Source organism: Pseudomonas frigoris (genome assembly GCF_047758635.1).
Classification (GTDB): domain Bacteria; phylum Pseudomonadota; class Gammaproteobacteria; order Pseudomonadales; family Pseudomonadaceae; genus Aquipseudomonas; species Aquipseudomonas frigoris.
This window is the reverse complement of the sequence record NZ_CP180479.1, coordinates 1,669,237-1,688,387: the sequence shown is the minus strand read 5'-3', so window position 1 is coordinate 1,688,387 and position 19,151 is coordinate 1,669,237. Positions and strand designations below refer to the sequence as shown.

Annotated in this window: 18 protein-coding genes; 7 read left to right on the top strand and 11 right to left on the bottom strand. The window is 58.2% G+C overall.

Features of this window, described 5'->3' with window-relative positions; genetic code table 11:
- The first annotated feature begins 183 nt into the window (after nucleotides 1-183).
- Together ACMXYH_RS07560 and ACMXYH_RS07555 are read left to right on the top strand one after the other, a co-directional pair.
- Nucleotides 184-3,126: a hypothetical protein gene (locus ACMXYH_RS07560; protein WP_415766731.1), complete on the top strand. Its 2,943-nt coding sequence runs from the start codon at nucleotides 184-186 to the stop codon at nucleotides 3,124-3,126.
- Between the two features lie 263 nt (nucleotides 3,127-3,389).
- Nucleotides 3,390-3,806, top strand: a complete 417-nt coding sequence (locus tag ACMXYH_RS07555) for a GNAT family N-acetyltransferase (RefSeq protein ID WP_415766730.1) — start codon at nucleotides 3,390-3,392, stop codon at nucleotides 3,804-3,806.
- A 152-nt stretch (nucleotides 3,807-3,958) separates the two neighbouring features.
- On the opposite strand, the gene def is transcribed toward ACMXYH_RS07555, so the two are convergent.
- The 3 genes from def to ACMXYH_RS07540 form a co-directional block, all read right to left on the bottom strand.
- Complete coding sequence (def, locus tag ACMXYH_RS07550) at nucleotides 3,959-4,498, bottom strand: peptide deformylase (RefSeq protein ID WP_415766729.1); 540 nt, start codon at nucleotides 4,496-4,498, stop codon at nucleotides 3,959-3,961.
- Nucleotides 4,495-5,451 (bottom strand): YihY/virulence factor BrkB family protein, encoded by a 957-nt coding sequence (locus tag ACMXYH_RS07545; protein ID WP_134417619.1) that lies wholly within the window; start codon nucleotides 5,449-5,451, stop codon nucleotides 4,495-4,497. The genes def and ACMXYH_RS07545 overlap by 4 nt, the downstream gene beginning before the upstream one ends.
- Nucleotides 5,452-5,621: 170 nt before the next feature.
- Nucleotides 5,622-5,813 (bottom strand): CsbD family protein, encoded by a 192-nt coding sequence (locus tag ACMXYH_RS07540; RefSeq protein ID WP_129437765.1) that lies wholly within the window; start codon nucleotides 5,811-5,813, stop codon nucleotides 5,622-5,624.
- A 199-nt stretch (nucleotides 5,814-6,012) separates the two neighbouring features.
- On the opposite strand from ACMXYH_RS07540, the gene ACMXYH_RS07535 reads away from it, so the two are divergent.
- Nucleotides 6,013-6,390 (top strand): hypothetical protein, encoded by a 378-nt coding sequence (locus ACMXYH_RS07535; RefSeq protein ID WP_033056806.1) that lies wholly within the window; start codon nucleotides 6,013-6,015, stop codon nucleotides 6,388-6,390.
- A 171-nt stretch (nucleotides 6,391-6,561) separates the two neighbouring features.
- On the opposite strand, the gene fadD1 is transcribed toward ACMXYH_RS07535, so the two are convergent.
- Together fadD1 and fadD2 are read right to left on the bottom strand one after the other, a co-directional pair.
- The gene (gene fadD1, locus ACMXYH_RS07530; RefSeq protein ID WP_415766728.1) at nucleotides 6,562-8,262 is read right to left on the bottom strand and encodes a long-chain-fatty-acid--CoA ligase FadD1; all 1,701 of its coding nucleotides are present in this window, start codon (nucleotides 8,260-8,262) and stop codon (nucleotides 6,562-6,564) included.
- A gap of 359 nt (nucleotides 8,263-8,621) precedes the next feature.
- On the bottom strand, nucleotides 8,622-10,310 hold the full coding sequence (gene fadD2 / locus ACMXYH_RS07525) for a long-chain-fatty-acid--CoA ligase FadD2 (protein WP_134417611.1): 1,689 nt from the start codon (nucleotides 10,308-10,310) through the stop codon (nucleotides 8,622-8,624).
- A 247-nt stretch (nucleotides 10,311-10,557) separates the two neighbouring features.
- Between fadD2 and ACMXYH_RS07520 the strand changes: the two genes are divergently transcribed.
- Together ACMXYH_RS07520 and ACMXYH_RS07515 are read left to right on the top strand one after the other, a co-directional pair.
- Nucleotides 10,558-11,502, top strand: coding sequence for an alpha/beta hydrolase (locus ACMXYH_RS07520; protein ID WP_415766727.1), 945 nt, complete (start codon nucleotides 10,558-10,560; stop codon nucleotides 11,500-11,502).
- 40 nt (nucleotides 11,503-11,542) lie between these two features.
- Nucleotides 11,543-12,013, top strand: a complete 471-nt coding sequence (locus tag ACMXYH_RS07515) for a MaoC family dehydratase (RefSeq protein ID WP_046049496.1) — start codon at nucleotides 11,543-11,545, stop codon at nucleotides 12,011-12,013.
- Nucleotides 12,014-12,115: 102 nt separating this feature from the next.
- Here the strand turns inward: ACMXYH_RS07515 and ACMXYH_RS07510 are convergent, their stop codons facing one another.
- The 4 genes from ACMXYH_RS07510 to ACMXYH_RS07495 form a co-directional block, all read right to left on the bottom strand.
- On the bottom strand, nucleotides 12,116-12,976 hold the full coding sequence (locus ACMXYH_RS07510; protein WP_129437773.1) for an efflux RND transporter periplasmic adaptor subunit: 861 nt from the start codon (nucleotides 12,974-12,976) through the stop codon (nucleotides 12,116-12,118).
- 10 nt (nucleotides 12,977-12,986) lie between these two features.
- Nucleotides 12,987-13,193: a DUF1656 domain-containing protein gene (locus ACMXYH_RS07505; RefSeq protein WP_008151119.1), complete on the bottom strand. Its 207-nt coding sequence runs from the start codon at nucleotides 13,191-13,193 to the stop codon at nucleotides 12,987-12,989.
- Complete coding sequence (locus tag ACMXYH_RS07500; RefSeq protein WP_415766726.1) at nucleotides 13,180-15,168, bottom strand: FUSC family protein; 1,989 nt, start codon at nucleotides 15,166-15,168, stop codon at nucleotides 13,180-13,182. The genes ACMXYH_RS07505 and ACMXYH_RS07500 overlap by 14 nt, the downstream gene beginning before the upstream one ends.
- Before the next feature lie 186 nt (nucleotides 15,169-15,354).
- Nucleotides 15,355-15,822: a ferritin-like domain-containing protein gene (locus tag ACMXYH_RS07495; RefSeq protein WP_129437777.1), complete on the bottom strand. Its 468-nt coding sequence runs from the start codon at nucleotides 15,820-15,822 to the stop codon at nucleotides 15,355-15,357.
- 203 nt (nucleotides 15,823-16,025) lie between these two features.
- On the opposite strand from ACMXYH_RS07495, the gene ACMXYH_RS07490 reads away from it, so the two are divergent.
- Nucleotides 16,026-16,262, top strand: coding sequence for a DUF3820 family protein (locus tag ACMXYH_RS07490; protein WP_128870220.1), 237 nt, complete (start codon nucleotides 16,026-16,028; stop codon nucleotides 16,260-16,262).
- Between the two features lie 36 nt (nucleotides 16,263-16,298).
- Complete coding sequence (locus ACMXYH_RS07485) at nucleotides 16,299-17,480, top strand: aminotransferase class V-fold PLP-dependent enzyme (RefSeq protein WP_415766725.1); 1,182 nt, start codon at nucleotides 16,299-16,301, stop codon at nucleotides 17,478-17,480.
- A gap of 2 nt (nucleotides 17,481-17,482) precedes the next feature.
- Here ACMXYH_RS07485 and ACMXYH_RS07480 read toward each other — a convergent pair whose 3' ends face one another.
- Together ACMXYH_RS07480 and ACMXYH_RS07475 are read right to left on the bottom strand one after the other, a co-directional pair.
- Nucleotides 17,483-18,208 carry an intradiol ring-cleavage dioxygenase gene (locus ACMXYH_RS07480; protein ID WP_129437782.1) on the bottom strand — a complete coding sequence of 242 codons (726 nt, stop codon included), beginning with the start codon at nucleotides 18,206-18,208 and terminating at the stop codon, nucleotides 17,483-17,485.
- Between the two features lie 262 nt (nucleotides 18,209-18,470).
- Entirely contained in the window at nucleotides 18,471-19,136 is a 666-nt protein-coding gene (locus ACMXYH_RS07475) for a bifunctional 4-hydroxy-2-oxoglutarate aldolase/2-dehydro-3-deoxy-phosphogluconate aldolase (protein WP_008151112.1), read from the bottom strand.
- Between the last annotated feature and the right edge of the window lie 15 nt (nucleotides 19,137-19,151).

The window sequence follows — 19,151 nt, the reverse complement described above, 5'->3', positions numbered from 1 at the left end:
TCGGAACGGGAATCTTCCCCTTCTGTGCAACGACGCTGATGAATCTTGCAGATTATTTCGTAAGTGCTTAACCATTCGTCGGAACTGTAATTTCTGACAGTAGCAGTGGAACCTTGGCCAAGCGCCTCATGTTTCCACGTCGACTCCGTCGACGCCAAATCATGACTCGACAGGAGCCAAGACATGAGCCTTTACATTCCCCCATCAGAAAAGCTGAATGAACTCAGTGCATTCAGCTTGTTTGACACCTCCGCCTCGGCGGCGCTGGCACCGCTGAGGGTTGGCGGCATGATTGAAAACGTGGTCGACGCCGATTTCGCCTTGGGCATTGATCAACTCAGAAACGGTGCACTGTGCGCAATCGACCATTACCTGAATATGGTCGAAGGTGACACCGTCGAACTGTTTTTTACGTCCCAGGATCGTGCCGACGCTTACAAGTTCATCCGCAAGGAAGACGTCGATAATCCCGACGGGCGCATTCTCTTCACTATCCCTCGGTCGAATTTTATCTCCAGGACGTATGAGTCCGTTCACTACCGGGTCACGCGTTTCAGCGGCTCAACCGAGGACTCTCCGCTTCAAAAGGTTCTGGTTTTGTTGACTCGCCCTGGCGGTGTCGACAAAAACTCGGACCCCATCAGTCATTCGGAACTGCATCAGACCCTGGAACCCGACGTGGCCGAGCGCGGCATCGACGCAGAGCGCGCCAAGGCGGGCACCTGGGTGACGATTGAGCCCTACCCGTTCTTGCGTGTACGCGACAGAATCGAATTGAAGTGGGGCACCGAGTCGCTGCGCCATGTCGTCACCAAAGAACAGGCCGAAGCCCCCAAGAGCAACCCGATCAAGATCTTCGTCAGCCGGACCGTCATCGAAAACGCCGGCAGCTCGAACAAGCTGCCGGTCATGTTCAAACCCATTGACGAAGCCAATAACCTGCCCGATGAAAACGGCCCGTGGTCAACTCCCTCCTACGTGGATGTCGATCTGGATGACTCGAAACTGGTCGAACCCTTTGTCGAAAAAGCCGACTACACCACCGGCGAGATCGACCTCAAAGCCTTGAACGGCGAGAACGTGAAGGTCGAGGTCCAAACCAATCGTCAGAATTACACGCCAGGGAGCCGAATCTACCTGAGCTGGGCAGGCGAAACCGTTGACGGCACACCGATCTCGCAGACGTTCGAGATTCCTGTCGATGCCCCCGGCCGGACTTATGAAGCCTTTGTCAGCTATGAAAACGTCAAAGCCATTCCCTTCGGCAAGGCCACCGTTTCCTACGAGGTGCAGACCGACAAAGGTCGGCTCTATTCGAAAAAGACCTTCGTGCGCGTCGTCGGTCAGCTCAATGCCTTGCTCGCTCCCACCATCGACAAGGCCAACGGCAACTATTTGCCGCCGAACCTGAGCAAAGCCACCGCCACTATCCCGTCCTACTCTGGGCGTACCGCCAACGATCTGGTGATTCTATTCATCACCGCCGTGCGGCCCGGCGGCGATACCGTGCTGTACGACGACGCGCGACTGGTGGGTGACTTACCGCCCGGCCTGCCGATTACCCGGGATATCCAGGGCGCTGATCTCAATCGTTTCGACGGGCTGAACATCACGGTTCTGTATGAGGTACACACCACCAGTAAGCGAACGTCCGACGCGTTGAAACTGACCGTCGGCGAGCCGAGGAAAGACTTGCCGGCGCCGATTCTGGAAGGCACAACGCCAGAAGGCGTGTTCGATCCGGGCCCTGATCGCGAAGTGATTTATCAGATACCGCTGATCCTGACCAACACCAAGGATAAGGGCTCGTGGTATTTCCAGGGCCTGAACCAGGCGGCCAGCACTCAGGGCACGTTCGAACTGACACCCGGATCGTCCGCCAGGGCCATCCGCATCCCGCTGGCCCGCCACTACGTCGACCTCAATCAGGGGCATACCATCCGGATGTTCTACAACCTGACGCGTGACGGGAGGGTGATTTACTCTGATTACCGCGAAGTGCGCATTGGCACCCCGCTGCCGACGCTGCTGGAGCCAACCGTGGTAGAGGCGCCGGGTCGCATTCTAGACCCGAACCGCTATCAGGACGGATTCACCGCTCGTGTGATCACCTCGACGTTCGAACCGAATGACGCCATCGAGCTGACTGTTCACGGACGTCCGGGAGATGGCTCGACGATTCCGGAACGCAAGATGGTCAACGGTCAGGCATCTGTGGATTTCAATGTTCCTGCCGCCATTACCGGCGCCAATCTGAAAACTGTGGTGAATATCAGCTACAAGGTGATTCGGTTGGGGCAGGAAACGCCGTCGAAAACCCTTGAACTGAGCATTGGCGCGTTGTTACAGCAGAGCATGCCGAGACCGTTGATCGAGGGGTTCGTCGGAGAACTTCTGGAAATCGGTTCAATCAAGGACAACACCAGGGTGCTGAGCGACAAGTGGCCGTTCCAGCGCTCCGGCCTTCCGATTTGGTTAAGTTATGTGGAAAGCAGAACCGACGGAACTACGCGCTCGAGAGATCAGTTCGTGGGCACGTCACATGATCAGGGGGCGGGGCTGAGTTATACGACCGAGGTGCAGTGGCTGCGTGAATGCAAGGCGGATTCGAAACTGGCGATTGTTTTGAAGGTGGGGTTGTTTAAAGAGGCAACGGTGGGTGATGCGGTGGAGTGTCAGGCCAGGGTTTATATGGTGAAAACGGGGTTGGATGTGCTGTCTACCTTTACAGGTTTTGATTGGGATCGGTGGACACTGCCCTCAGCATATCAATCCCAGATATCGCTCTTGGCAGGGGAGTATTTTGTAGAGTCAATCAGATATGTTAATGGCTATCACTATGTGTATATGCAAAAAATCTTCCAGGACATCAAGATTGGTGAGCAGTATCTGTTCTCTTTTGACTACCGAGTTGCAGTCAACTCGACCTTTTACATCATACAAAACGGTACGCCTATCCAAACCATCACCATCCCGGGAGGCAGCGGATGGCAGTCCAGAAATGTCAGTTTCTACGCAGGGACGACGCAAACAGCGTCACCTATGACAGTACTTTTTTATGTAGGTGGCTCGGGTAATGTTGTGCAAATAGATAACATTCGTCTGAGGGAAATTGCGCGTAGCTAGCCTTGGGACTTCAGCCATTACGGTGTCCCGTAATGGCTGTTTTTGGCTTTCAATGACCGAACACATCCACCTTCTTGGCCTTCTTGTCCGCACGTTTTTCATCGGCAGTTTTTGCCGGTTTCTTCTTCGCTGCTTTTTTTGAATCCATGCCTTTGGCCATGATACGTACTCCACTCATACGGGATGTGAGATCAGGTATACACCTATCGCTGCGCGCGCGTTCTTTTATAATCGCCCGCTTTGCGCACCGGCAGTCGAAGACCATGCCCAACACCCACTACACCTTGCTCGCCGAGCCTTTGTGGCCCTTGATGAACAAGTTTTATCGCGCTCACCAATCGTCGATGAAAGCCGTCCGCGACGCTCAACTGTGGGTGGCCAGGCGCGAGGAGATCATTGGCGCACTGTGTTTGCGACCGGTGGCGGACGGGCATTGGCTGACGGGTTTGTTTGTCGATCCGGCCTGCCGTGAACAGGGCATCGCTGCGGCGCTGATCGCCGAGGCGCTCAAGGAGCTAGAAGGTCCGGTGTGGTTGTTTTGTCATCCAGACTTGCGCGGGTTTTATGAACGTCGCGGTTTTACCTTCGACCCGCCACTGCCCTACTCCATGGCGGAACGCTTGAGCCGTTATGCGCGGAGCAAACCGATGATCGCCATGGGATTGGAACCGGCCAGATAACGTTCTAAAGCCTTATGAAGATCAAATGTGGGAGCGGCGGTGCGACGATTCGACTTGCTCGCGAAGGGGTCAGAACAGTCAACATTGATGTCGACTGACACACCGCCTTCGCGAGCAAGCCCGCTCCCACATTGGTTTGAGGTGGATTCGAATCAATCGTCTGCAGCAGGGTCGAAATCCGGAAACATCACTTCGGTAAACCCGAACTTGCTGAAGTCACTGATGCGCGACGGGTACAACCGGCCGATCAGGTGATCGCATTCATGCTGTACCACTCGCGCATGGAATCCCTCGGCGATGCGCCCAATCGGCTGCCCTTTGGGATCGAAACCTTCGTACCGAATGTGCTGATAGCAATCCACCGCGCCACGCAGGCCGGGCACCGACAAGCAGCCTTCGAAACCCTCTTCCAGCGTCGGGCTCAACGGCGTAATCAACGGGTTGATCAGAATCGTCTGCGGCACCGCTTCGGCGTCCGGGTAGCGTTCGCTGTGCTCGAAACCGAAGATCACCAGTTGCAGGTCGACGCCGATCTGCGGCGCGGCCAGGCCAACGCCGCCGACGCTTTCCATGGTCTGGAACATGTCGTCGATCAGTTGCCACAGCTCCGGGCTGTCGAACATTTCGGCGGGCACCGGCGGGGCGATGCGCAGCAGGCGCTCGTCGCCCATTTTCAGAATTTCACGGATCATTTGATGACTTCGTCAGTGGTCGGCTTGATCGAGTGGTCCCGACCCAGTCCCGAAACATGTTGTTTGGGTTCGTGGTCATGCTCGCCGGGGACCTTTTCGCCAGGGTCCTTGCCTTCGGTCGACATGTGTTCGATCACCGCATTCATCTCCGCGCCGAGCAACAGCACCGCCGCGGAAATATAGAAGTACAGCAACAGCACGATGATCGCGCCGATACTGCCATACATGGCGTTGTAGTTGGCGAACGTCTTGACGTACAGGCCGAAACCCACCGACGCGATGATCCACACCACCACCGCCAGCACCGAGCCCGGGGTAATGAAGCGAAACTCCTGTTTGACGTCGGGCATGACGTAATAAATCAGCGCCACCGCCATCATCAACAGAATCACGACCACCGGCCAGCGCACGATGGTCCAAAGGGTCACGATGAATTCTTCAAGGCCGACTTGCGAGGCGATCCATTCCATCACCTGCGGCCCGAGCACCATCAGCGCGGCGGCCACCAGTAGCATGGCGGCGATGCCGATGGTGTAGAAAATCGACAGCGGGAAACGCTTCCACGCTGGACGGCCTTCGACCACGTCGTAGGCGGCGTTCATCGCGCTCATCATCAGCCGCACACCGGCGGACGCGGTCCACAGGGCAATCACGATACCGATCGACAGCAAGCCCCCCTTGGATTGCTGGAGCTGGTCGATGACCGGGTTCACCTGCTCCAGCGCCTGGGGCGGCAGGACCAGTTCCGATTGCAGGCGCAGCCAGGAGAAGAAGTCCGGCAGGTGCAGGAAACCGATCAGGGCGATCAGGAACAGAATAAAGGGGAACAGAGAGAACAGCATCTGATAGGCCAGCGCCGAGGCATAGGTCGACATCTCGTCGTCGACGAACTCGGTGATCGTGCGCACCATGACACGGTGCAGGCGCAGACCTTTCATGTGTGGGAAAAACATTAGCGTCTCCTTTCGCCGCAAAAAGGTTGAAGTCGTGGCGACTCAGGGGCCGTTTTCTACATCAAAGTAGCCTACTTGGCGAGTTTGAAACAATTTCCTTGTACAAGTTCAGGCTGACACAAAAACGGCCATCCGCGGATGGCCGTTTTTTACGCTCATCAAAGACCGGATCACGCCTTGTCGATGCCTTTCTTGATCGCGTCTTTGGCTTTGCCAACCGCTTGCTGGGCTTCGCCTTTCCTTTCCTGCACCACGCCTTCGGTGCGCATTTTGTCGTTGCCGGTTGCCTTGCCGACGCCTTGTTTGACGTTGCCGACTGCTTCGTTGGCCAAGCCTTTTGCTTTATCGCCAGTGCTGCTCATGGTGTTTCTCCTGTGAACAATTGAACGAGAAAAGTCGTTACACAAGGTTGACCGGAGGCGATTGCGCGGAGTTTCATTTATTTTCACGGCGACATTTCATCGTTCAGTGCAGGTTGGGCTTTATGTTTGCCGACCAACCCCCGAGAATGCGCAACGAATTCAGGCCATGGCGCTGAAGATCCAATCCCGTAGGAATGTTATGAAACTCGATAAAAAGCAGGCCATTGCCCGCAGAAACCAGGAACTTGGCGGTGCTGTGCTTGGCGTCAACAACTGCCACTTCACCGAATTGAACCGTAACCGCAACATCTGGTGGTTCGATATTCCGGTCGCGCGCCTGGCCATTGGTCAGTACGAATGGGTTCACCTGCTGATGCACACCCCGGATACCGACGAACTGCTGCACCTGAAAGTGCCGACGGTGTTCCTTCGGGAGAAGCTCGAAGGTCTGGTGGTGCGTAACGAAGGTAAACGCAAAGCGGCCTTGAGCCTGGAACTGAGCGCCGACAAGGACTCGTACCTCCAGGACATGCGTCCGGCGGGGACCAACGTCAATTTCGCGCAGTTCCGCCTGTAATAGCAAAAGCTAAAAAGCTTCGCGAGCAAGCCCGCTCCCACACTCGATCGCATTCCTTCTTGAAGAACCCGGTTAAATGTGGGAGCGGGCTTGCTCGCGAAGGCGGCCTGACAGGCGCTGAAAATATCCTGATCAGAAACAAACGCCCCGCATCTGCGGGGCTTTTGTTTGTTACGCGCTTACCTTCTTGACGCCGAGCTTCTTCAGCTCTTCGTCGCGTAACTCGCGGCGCAGGATCTTACCGACGTTGGTGGTCGGCAGCGCGTCGCGGAACTCCACGGAGCGCGGAACCTTGTAGCCGGTGACGTTGGCGCGCATGTGCTCCATCACCTGTTCCTTGGTCAGGGTCACGCCCGGTTTGGCGACGATGAAGATCTTGATCGCCTCGCCCGACTTCTCGTCCGGCACACCGATGGCTGCGCATTGCAGCACGCCCGGCAGGGTCGCGAGCACGTCTTCCAGTTCGTTCGGGTACACGTTGAAACCGGAGACCAGAATCATGTCTTTCTTGCGATCGACGATGCGCATGTAACCGTCAGGCTGGATCAGCGCGATGTCACCGGTCTTCAACCAGCCTTCGCTGTCGAGGATTTCATCGGTGGCGTCCTGACGCTGCCAGTAACCCTTCATCACTTGCGGACCTTTCACACACAGCTCGCCGATGTCGCCTAACGGCTGTTCAACGCCGGCATCGTCGATGACTTTGCACAGGGTCGACGGAACCGGAATACCGATGGTGCCGATCTGGATGTTCTGAATCGGGTTCACGGTGGCCACCGGGCTGGTTTCGGTCATGCCGTAACCTTCGCAGATGGCGCAACCGGTGACCGCTTTCCAGCGCTCGGCCGCGGCCAGTTGCAGGGCCATGCCACCGGACAGGGTGACTTTCAGCGCCGAGAAGTCCAGCTTGCGGAAGCCTTCGTTGTTGCACAGGGCCACGAACAGCGTGTTCAGCCCAACAAAACCGCTGAACTTCCACTTCGACAGTTCCTTGACCATCGCCGTCAAATCGCGCGGGTTGCTGATCAGGATGTTGTGGTTGCCGATCAACATCATCGCCATGCAATGAAAGGTGAAGGCATAGATGTGGTACAGCGGCAGCGGCGTGATCAGGACCTCGCAACCTTCATTGAGGTTGGAACCCATCAGCGCCTTGCACTGCAGCATGTTCGCCACCAGGTTGCGATGGGTCAACATCGCGCCCTTGGCCACGCCGGTGGTGCCGCCGGTGTATTGCAGCACGGCAACGTCGCTGCTGGCCGGGTTGGCTTCAGCGACTGGCTGGCCGTGGCCCTTGCTCAATACGTCGTTGAACTTGATGGCCTTGGGCAAGTGATACGCAGGGACCATCTTCTTCACGTATTTGATGACGCTGTTGACCAGCAGGCGCTTGAGCGGCGGCAGCAGGTCGGCCACTTCGGTGACGATCACGTGCTTGACGCCGGTTTTCGGCACGACGAGCTGGGCCAGGTGCGCCATGTTGGCCAGGCAGACCAGGGCTTTGGCACCAGAGTCGTTGAATTGGTGTTCCATTTCCCGCGCGGTGTACAGCGGGTTGGTGTTGACCACGATCAGCCCGGCGCGGATGGCACCGAAGACGGCGATCGGGTACTGCAACACGTTGGGCAACTGCACGGCGATTCGATCGCCCGGCTGCAAGTCGGTATGCTGTTGCAGGTACGCGGCAAAGGCACCGGACAATTCGTACAGTTCACCGTAGGTGATTGTCTTGCCCAGGTTGCTGAACGCCGGTTTGTCGGCAAAGCGTTGGCAGGACTGCTTCAACACCGCCTGAATATTCGGATACTCGTCCGGATTGATGTCGGCAGCAATCCCGGCAGGGTACTTATCCTTCCAAAAGTCTTCGATCATGGAAGCCCACTCCTCAGCAACGCGAATTCATCACCGCATTTGATGCGATTATTATTGGTGTGTGTTTGTTGGTGAGTCTGGCTATTTACATAGGCCGAGAAGTCACAAAGCGCGCCGAGAGTAGCAGCTTTGCCAAGGGCCGACCAGAGCCAAAAGCCGCCTCTACAGTCACTTTAATGACTCAAGAATAGCAAGCGGTCATTTTAGAGCAAAAATTCTATACAACCTTCAAACCCCCATAAATACGGGGCTTAAAAGCAAAAGATCGCAGCCTTCGGCAGCTCCTACAAAGGAATGCGATCCCCTGTAGGAGCTGCCGAAGGCTGCGATCTTTTGGCAGCACCTCGGTCTACGACCGGTTACGCGATATCACGCAACTCCCGCCGCAATATCTTGCCCACCGGCGTCATCGGCAACGACTCACGCAAGACGATGTGCTTGGGCACTTTGTACGCCGTGAAGTTTTCCTTGCAGTAGGCCTTCAGCTCTTCAAGGCTGACACCCGTTTCACGGGCCACCACAAACAGCTTCACCGCCTCCCCCGAACGCTCGTCCGGCACACCGATCACTGCGCAGTTGGCGACTTTCGGATGAGCCATCACCACGTCTTCGATCTCGTTCGGGTACACGTTGAAACCCGAGACGATGATCATGTCTTTCTTGCGATCGACGATGCGCACAAAACCGTCCGGGTCGATCACCGCGATGTCGCCCGACTTGAACCAGCCTTCGGCATCCAGCACTTCGGCGGTGGCTTCGGGTTTCTGCCAGTAGCCCTTCATGATCTGCGGGCCCTTGATGCACAGTTCGCCGCGCTCGCCCAGCGCCTGCTCGACGCCTTCATCGTTGATGACCTTCAGCGTGGTGCCCGGCACCGGCAGGCCGACTGTACCGAGGCGCGACTTGTCGCCGTACGGGTTGGTGCAGGCCACCGGCGAAGTTTCGGTCAGGCCGTAACCTTCGGTGATGCGGCAACCGGTGAGCTGTTCCCAGCGCTCGGCGGTAGCCTTGACCAGCGCGGTGCCACCGGAGTTGGTGAGTTTGAGGCTGGAGAAATCCAGGGTCTTGAAGTCCGGATGGTCCATCAGTGCGACGAACAGCGTGTTGAGCCCCAGCAGCGCCGAGAACCGCCAGTTCTTCAGCTCCTTGATGAAGCCGCCGATGTCCCGCGGATTGGTGATCAGCACGTTGTGGTTGCCTGAAACCATCATGCACATGCAATTCGCGGTGAACGCATAGATGTGGTACAGCGGCAGCGGCGCGACCATGACCTCTTGCCCTTCGCGCAACAGCGGCTGGCCGTCATTGCCGAACTGCTCCAGGCACGCCCGCACTTGCTGCATGTTGGCCACCAGGTTGCCGTGGGTCAGCATCGCGCCCTTGGCCAGGCCGGTGGTGCCGCCGGTGTATTGCAGCACGGCGATGTCGTCGAGCCCGACTTTCAGCGGCTTGATGCCCAGGCCCCGACCCAGGCGCAACGCGCTCTTGAAGGAAATGGCCTGGGGCAACGAATACGCTGGCACCATCTTCTTGACCTTGCTCACCATCGTATTGACCAGCCAGCCCTTGGCGGCGGGCATCAGGTCGCCCATCTTCGCTTCGATCAGGTACTGGATGTCGGTGTCGGGCAGCACTTCCTGGACTTTGGCCCCGAACATGTTCAGGTACACCAGCGCTCGGGCACCGGAGTCCTTGAACTGATGACGCATCTCCCGCGCGGTGTACAGCGGGTTGGTGTTGACCACGATCAGCCCGGCGCGCAAGGCACCGAACACGGCAATCGGGTAATGCAGGACGTTGGGCATCTGCACCGCAATGCGATCCCCTGGCACCAGGTCGGTGTGGGCTTGCAGGTAACCGGCGAACGCTGCGCTGTAGCGTTCCAGTTCGGCGTAGGTCAGGGTGACGCCCATGTTGCTGAATGCCGGGCGGTCAGCAAATTTCTTGCAGGAACGCTCGAACACCTCGATCACCGACTTATAGGCCCCTTGATCGATATCCAGGGGCACGCCGGCCGGGCGTTTGTCATTCCAGAAATCAGGTTGCATTGTTCTTGTCCTCTTTACCTGAACCTATCCGGGGCCGCTTTTCTGTCCTTCTTCAAAACTAAAGAGCGAAAAAGCGGGGCTCCACGGACACTAGCAGCTATGGCGAATCAGGCAAATATGCGCACGGTCGACATTGATCGTGTGAATCTTGCTGCCGTGGCGTGGCCTGATCAGACGGCACGCTTTGGATGCGCTATACAATGCAACGACGCCCATGCCACATGCAGCCCTATGCAAAGGAACCGCCATGATCCACGACACTTTCTGGCTGACCGCGAGCGACCGCAGTCGCCTCTTCGTCAACCAGTGGCTGCCCGCCGCGCCTTTAAAAGCAGTGATCCTGCTGGCCCACGGCATGGCGGAACACAGTGGCCGCTACGCCCGTCTGGCGGAAAAACTCTGTGCTCAGGGTTACGGCGTCTACGCGCCGGACCTGCGTGGACATGGCAAAACTGCCGAAAACGGGACACTGGGTCATTTCGCCGACGATGACGGTTGGTGCAAGGTGGTCGGCGACCTGGCGAGCCTCAACCAGCACATCGGCCAACAACATCCGGGAATGCCGATTGTGTTGCTCGGTCACAGCATGGGCAGCTACATCGCCCAGGCTTATCTGCTGCATCACAGCGCCAGCCTGCACGGGGCCGTTCTCAGCGGGTCGAACTTCCAACCGGTGGCACTCTATCGCGCGGCGCGACAGATTGCGCGATTAGAACGTTTGCGCCAGGGCCCGAAGGGTCGCAGCGCGCTGATCGAATGGCTGTCGTTCGGTTCGTTCAACAAGAAATTCAAACCGGTACGCACGCGGTTCGACTGGCTCAGTCGCGATCCGGCGGAGGTCGATCTGTACGCCAACGACCCGCTCTGCGGCTTTCGCTGCACCAATCAGCTGTGGATCGATTTGCTCGGTGGGTTGCAGCAAATCAGCAAAGCGTCCAATCTCGCTCAGATTGATCCGGGCCTGCCGTTGCTGGTCATCGGCGGTGAATGTGATCCGGTGAGCGAAGGCAAGCGTCTGAAAGATCTGGCCCATGCGCTGCGCGCTGCCGGCAGCCAGAGCCTGCAACTGACTATTTACCCGCAGGCACGGCATGAACTGTTCAACGAGAGCAACCGCGATGAAGTGATCAATGACGTGTTGAGCTGGATCGCCCAGGCGCTGAGCCACCGTCGGCCACCCAGATCGGAATAGTTTTTTTGAATTTATTTATTCGTGACAGGAATTGAAACAGATGACCCAGGTTACCAACACCCCTTACGAGGCCCTTGAAGTCGGCCAGACCGCCAGCTACAGCAAGACGGTCGAAGAGCGCGACATTCAGTTGTTCGCCGCGATGTCCGGCGATCACAACCCGGTGCACCTGGACGCTGAATTCGCCGCCGGCACCATGTTCAAGGAGCGCATTGCTCACGGCATGTTCAGCGGTGCGCTGATCAGCGCTGCCGTTGCCTGCGAGTTGCCTGGGCCGGGGACTATTTATATCGGTCAGCAGATGAGCTTTCAGAAGCCGGTGAAAATTGGCGACACGCTGACCGTGCGTCTGGAGATTCTCGAGAAGCTGCCGAAGTTTCGTGTGCGGATTGCCACTCGCGTGTTTAACCAGCGTGATGAGTTGGTAGTGGATGGTGAGGCGGAGATTCTGGCGCCGCGTAAGCAACAGACGGTGACGTTGCCTAAGCTGCCGGCAATCAGCATCGGCTGATTGCCTTAAAAGATCGCAGCCTCGTTTCACTCGACAGCTCCTACAGGGTTTTGCGATACCTGTAGGAGCTGTCGAGTGGAACGAGGCTGGGATCTTTTGAACTTAATGCCCCTCCTGCACCTGCACACTCGCCGTCATCCCCGAACTCAAATTCATCCCCTCCGGCAACTTATCAATCTTGATCCGTACCGGAATCCGCTGCGCCAGCCTCACCCAGTTAAACGTCGGCTCGACCTCTGCCAGCAACTGCCCGTCCGGCGTGGTATTGCGATCGGTAATCCCGCGGCTGATGCTTTCGACATGTCCCTGCAATGCCTCCCCCGCACTCATCAACCAGACCTTCACCGGATCGCCGACACGAATCCGTGGCAGCTTGGTTTCTTCGAAATACGCCTGCACATAGAAAGTCGAATCGTCGATCAACGCCATCACCGATTGCCCGGCATTCACGTAGTTGCCTTCGGCCAGACGCAGGTTGGTGATATGACCGCTGCGGGGCGCATGGACCTGACTACGGGCCAGGTTGAGTTCCGCAACCTTGGCTTCGGCCTGGGCTTCACGCAGTTCGCCACGGGCGATGCCGGCGTTGATTTGCGCGTTCTCGCGTAGCTCGGCACTGATGGCCTGCGGCCCGAGGGCTGCGCGGCGACTGGCTTCGCGTTCGCGCAGATTGAGTTGTTGTTGCCGGGTCTGCACCACCGCTTGAGCTTTCTCCAGCGCCGCTTCGAAACGGTCGCGATCAATGCTCAGCAATAAATCGCCGGCCTTGACCTGCTGGTTATCAAAAGCCTTGAGCTCACGCACCCAACCCGAGACGTCCGGGGCGATCACCACCACGTCGGCGCGGATCCGCGCATCCCGAGTCCAAGGCGTGAGCATGTAGTACTGCCACAAATGGAAGCCGGCAAAGATCGCCGCCGCCACCAGGCACAAGGTCACCGCGACACGTATCGGTGTACGCATTTTCAACTCCTTATAAAGGTCCGAGGACGACGGTGATCAAGGTCAATACACAGACGTACAAGGCGCAATCAAACAACGCTTCGTGCCAGATCCAGCGGCCCACCGGTGTCAGGCGCAAAAGCATGCGCAAGGCTCCAGTGACGAGCAGCGCCAGCAGCACATAAATCAGAAACGGACTGAGCAGCACACCACCCACCGACCACTCACGCAAGCCCATGGCTTTGCTCCTGTTGACGGCACCAGGCGCGCCAGCTGCTTTGCAATTGCAGCACCGCGCCTTGGGCCAGTTTCACCGCATCGCTGGGGGGCAATGCGTACAAGGTCTTCAAGAACTCTTCGCTCGGCTGCGCCAACGCCTCGGCGCGACTGCCGGCCGGGCCTTGCTCGAGGATTTTTTCCAGCTGTTCGAGATAACGCCGCTGAGGCGCACTGACCGGTGCCTGCGCCACCGCCAGACTCAAACGCAAATGCAGCAATTCGTCGCCGATGTCCAGGCCGAGCAGGCCATCGTCCCAGCGACTGCGCGCCGGTTCCGGCAACTCGGGGTAATGTCGCGCCAATTGCAGCAAGCGGTCGGCCATGCGCCCGCCAAACCAGCTTTCGGCACCGCGCAGATTACGCCGGGTCAGACGCACCAGATCGTCGAGGGTCGCAGCCAGCAAACGTCGGCCATGCCACGTCGGGTTGCGCAGGATCAACAAATGGAACGCCAGCACTGCGGCGCCGACACCGACCACGATGGATTGAGCGCTGTTGAAGAACGTCGCGACATCAAATTTCATCGCATTGAGCGGCGAGACCAGCACGATGAAGTGCAGACAAAATGAGGTGGCCGTCGCACCGATCTGCGGTTTGGCCATGCCCAGCGCACCGAGGAACAACGGCACGCCCATGCCCATGCACAGCAACGCAAAACCACTCCATTGCGGCAGCAGAATCTGCCCGACGATAAACGCGGCCGGAATTGCCAGGAAGATCCCGCGCATAAAACTCATGCCTATCTGGGCGCCATTCTCGCGGCTGGCAAACAGACTACACACCACGCACGTCAACAGCAGCGCGCCGGAGGCGGCGGGCCAGGCGGTCGCCAACCAGAAGCACGAGACCACCAGAAACGCCAGCGCGCTTCGGGTACCAAACATCAGCGCCAATGACAGATCGCGGTGCGGGGTTAGGGTTCTCGGTGGATCGACCGTTTCCTTGCCCTCCTCAACGGCGTTCAACGCGGCGCTGGCCGCCATGGCGGTATCGAGCAACAAGGTGAAGCGGGCCAGGCAGTAACTCTGTGCGCAGCTGATGTGCGGGTCGTGGGAAGCGTCGAGCAACTTCGGCCGCAGCGCTTGCAGGGTCGCGGTATCCGGGCTGTTGAGCGCCTCTTGAACCTCGGTCATCCAGGGCAACAGTTGCTCGGCTTCCTGAGGCTCCAATTGCTTCCACTGGCGGCGCACCGAACGGGCGATGCGCAGCAGCATCAACAGCTTCTGGCTCAAGCCGCTGATAGCGCGCGCTCGTTGCCGACCCAGGCTTCCTTCAAACCAGGCATGCTCGCGCTGGGCATCGACGGCGACGATTCTCCCGAGGATTTCCAGCAAGCCTTTACGCGCCTGACCATCACCGGCCAGGGTCGCACGCGCGGCGTTCATCCCACTTTGCCAGGCTGCCCGCGCCTGATCCGCCAGTTGCCGTTCGACCCGCATCGGCCAGAGCAGCGCACTGGCAGCGGTGGCGCAAAGAATGCCCAGGCAGATTTCCGTGCAGCGAGCCACGGCTTGATCGAACACCGTCAGCGGATGAGTAATGGCCGGCAGCGCGATGATCGCCACCGTGTAACCGGCCAGCACGAACGAATAGGACCAGGCGCTGCGCAGCAAGGTCGAACTCGCCGTACACAGCCCCAGCCATAACGCCAAGGCCAACAAAAACAGCCAAGGCGTCTGGGCAAACAACCCCATGAACACCACTGACATGATCGTCCCGACCAGAGTCCCCAACAACCGCGCCAAGCCCTTCTGCACCACCATCCCGGACAAGGGCTGGGCGACGATGAACGCCGTCATCAACGCCCAGGCCGGTTGCTCCAGACCCCAGCGCAATGCCAGCCACAGCGCCAGGCCGCCACCGATCAAGGTCTTGATTGCGAACTGTAAGGCGCGGCGGTCAGGTGCAAACAAAGCCTGCAGGGTGATAGGCACGTAAAGCACTCTTGGAAAGACGATTTAACGGTAGGAGCTGCCGAAGGCTGCGATCTTTTGACGGCGCCGAAAAGCAAGATCAAAAGATCGCAGCCTTCGGCAGCTCCTACAAGGCTAATTTCATCGTTGAACGCCAGACACAAAAAAACGCCAGACTGGCTGGCGTTTTTGACAGGCAACGAACGCTTACGAGCGTGCGCGCGCCTGGTTACGCAGGGCTTTTACCTGATCGTGATTGCGTTGCACGCCGTGGTACTGACGCTCAACCAGATCACGAATGCCCACCAGGTTGTGTTTGTTGATTTTTTCGATGGCTTCTTTGTAAGCCTTCAGTGCATGGTCTTCACCCCGCTCGGCTTCGTTCAGCACGGCTTCTTCATCCTTGCCGGTGAACATCGCTTTGACGTCGACCCAGCGACGGTGCAGGTCACCGCTGACACTGGTGGACGTTTCCGGATCGCCGCCTAGCGAACGCACCTGCGCTTGCAGTTCGGAAGCCGCAGTGGCGCAGTCGGCGGAACGCTGCATGAACAGCGATTTCAGTTCTGGATGTTTGATGTCTTCAGCGCAAGTCTTGAACCCTTCCTGACCGTCTTTGCTGGTTTCAATCAGGTCGTTGAGCACAGAGATGGCTTCTTTATTCATGTCGGTCATTTTCAATTCCTCACGGGTTGATGAAAGATGCAATAGGTGTTGCACCCTGCATGCCAGCTTTGAATTGATAAGTTATTTCCTATATTTCAATTACTTATGGTTTAACCCGAAATCTGTATCCGCTTTATTTGCATGATCTGTCATTTGGCCTGCATGCAGAATGCCTGTATTTTCCAGACTGTTTGAATCAAGACGACTGACTGATGAACCCTGAAAAGCTCGAACTGCTGGTCACCCGTGAAATGCCCTTCGGCAAATACAAGGGCCGGATCATTGCCGACCTCCCCGGCCAATACCTGAACTGGTTCGCTCGGGAAGGTTTCCCCCATGGCGAACTCGGCGGCTTGCTGGCCTTGATGCAGGAAATCGATCACAACGGCCTGTCGGAGTTGCTCGAACCGCTTCGCGCCAAACATGGCAAACCCGCCCCTCGCCATTGACCCGACACCCAGACCTGGCCCCCGATTGAGTAGCCCATGCCCGATAACACCCGCCGTGCCCGTGATGAAGCCTTCTGGCGAACCTTTGCCGACCGATACGCAGTTGAGCCCGGCCCGGTCAATCTCGAAAACGGGTACTTCGGGCGCATGTCGCGCACGGTGGTCGAGGAGTATCAGCGCAACATCGAACTCATCAACCGCAGCAACTCGGTGCATGTGCGGCAACGCTTCGAACAGGGCGAAAGCCTGGAGATTCGCAAACAGCTCGCCGATCTGGTGAGCGTCCCCGCCGACACCGTCGCCCTCACCCGCAACGCTTCGGACGGTCTGCAATCGCTGATCCGCAACTACAACCGTCTGACGCCGGGCGATCAGGTGCTGATGTGTGATCTGGAGTACGACACGGTCAAAGGAGCCATGCGCTGGCTGGCACGTCATCGCGGTGTCGAAGTGATCGAGATCGAACACTCGTACCCCGCCAGTTTCGACAGTTTGCTGGCCACTTACCGCGAAGCTTTCGTGCGTTATCCGCGACTCAAACTGATGGCCCTGACTCACGTCACTCACCGTTCCGGGTTGGTGATGCCGGTGCAGGCCATTGCCGCAGCCGCCAGGGAACATGGCATCGACGTGATCCTTGATGGTGCCCATGCGCTCGGCCAGCTCGAGTTCAATCTCGATAAACTAGGCATCGCCTTTGCTGGCTACAACCTGCACAAATGGATCGGTGCACCGCTGACTCTGGGCTTCATTTATATCGCCCCCGAGCGCCTGGCCGACATCGATCCGGACATGGGCGAGATGCATTTCCCGGTCACCGACATTCGCGCCCGCACGCCGTACAGCACGCCCAACATCCCGGCGCTGCTGACCTTGCCGCTGGTGTTCGAGGAGCATCGGGCCATGGGCGGTTCCGCCGCCAAGGGCGCTCGGCTCAATTACCTGCGCAACCGCTGGGTAAGCGCGGTACGCGAGTTGCCGGGGATCGAAGTCATGACCCCGGACGACCCGCGACTGTATTGCGGCATCACCTCGATGCGCTTTACCCGGCATGCAGATCAACAGGCGATGGTCGAGCGGCTGCTCAAGGACTACAACCTGTTTACCGTGGCGCGCAGTGGTGCCGCGAGTGGTCCGTGCATTCGCATAACCCCGGGGCTCACTACCACCGCTGCAGACATGGATCTACTGGCCCGGGCGTTGACCGAACTGCGCTGACGTCACACGGTGTGTTTGTCGAAGTCCTCGGGCTTGATCTGCGTCGATACCGCGAAGGTGTCGATGCCGATGGTCGTGTGCCCGAAGTAGCCGTCTTTATTCGAGTCTCGACTCAGGGTGTGAACGTTCAAGGTCGAAGCTTCGCCGCCCATGTTTTCATAGAAAAAGTCTTGATCGTTGGTCAGCGGTGAAACGGCTCGACCGCGGTACTCCCTGGCGTTGAGTACCGAGCGCGAGGCCACCTCGGGAAAGTAGAGCTGACCGACCCAAGCGACATGCCGCTCTTCCAGGTAGTTGTTGCCTTCCATAATGCGTACCACGACATGAACGTGCAGGGCACGGCCGGCGTAGAACCCCGGATAGATCGTGGTAAACCGCACGATGCCGTTCTTGTCCGTAAATTGCCCGCCACGCAAGTAAGTGTCGTCGTCGGTGCGCGGGATCGAACCTATGTCGCCAACGTCGACTTCCTTGTCTGGATTGACCTTGCTCCAACCCGAATACGCCCCGCGTGCATTGCAATGCCAGATATCCACCAGAGCGTCCGTCACCGGTTGCCCCGTCATGGCATCGACGATCGTCAGCCTCAGCACCAAGGGGATGCCATCCATGCCTTCGCTGATGTTTCGTCTGATCAATTTCGGATTTCGGAAATAAGGACCCGCGATCTGTTCGGGTGAAAGCAGGTAAACCGCTGGCTGGGGTGAAACCGGAGTGTTGTCGTCCATGACGTTCTCTCTTCCATAAGATGAACGCAGGTTAACGCTGGTCGAGCAGCGAGATGCGGTAACTATGTATCGCATGATGTCCTTGTGGGAGCGAGCTTGCTCGCGATGGCGGCGGCACATTCAATGAAAATGTTGACTGTCAGACCGCTATCGCGAGCAAGCTCGCTCCCACAGTTTTTTTTGCGGGCAAAAAAAAACGGTGCACCGACCAAGCGCACCGTAAAGCCGTAGAACACACAACGAAGTGTTTGGTAAAAGCCGATCAGTCCAGCAGCGCCAGTGCCTCGGCGGTGCATTCCTGAATGCGGGCCCAGTCGCCGTTCTTGATCCACTCGGGATCAAGCATCCAGCTACCGCCCACGCACATCACGTTTTTCAACGCCATGTAGCTCTTGATGTTGGCCGGGCTGACGCCGCCAGTCGGGCAGAATTTCACTTCGCCAAACGGGCCGCCGAGGGCTTTGATAGCCGCGACGCCGCCGCTGACTTCCGCCGGGAACAGCTTGAAGCGGCGATAACCCAGGCCGTAGCCTTCCATGATGCCGGAGGCGTTGCTGATGCCTGGCAACAGCGGAATCGGGCTGTTGACGCTGGCTTCCAGCAAATCACGGGTGATGCCCGGCGTGACAATGAACTGCGAACCGGCCGCTTCGGCAGCCGCCAGCATGTTGCGATCCAGCACAGTGCCAGCACCGGTCACCAGTTCCGGACGCTGCTCGCGCAGAATCTGGATAGCCTTGAGGCCGAACTGTGAACGAAGGGTCACTTCCAGGGCTGTCAGGCCGCCGGCCGCGAGGGCGTCGGCCAGCGGCAGGATGTCCTGCTCGCGAGCGATGGTAATCACCGGCAGGATCCGCGCCTTGGCGCAGAGGCTGTCGATCAGGGCAACTTTGTCCGCCATGGAAACGGTCGGGGATGGGGTTGTCATAGCGGCTGTTCCTTG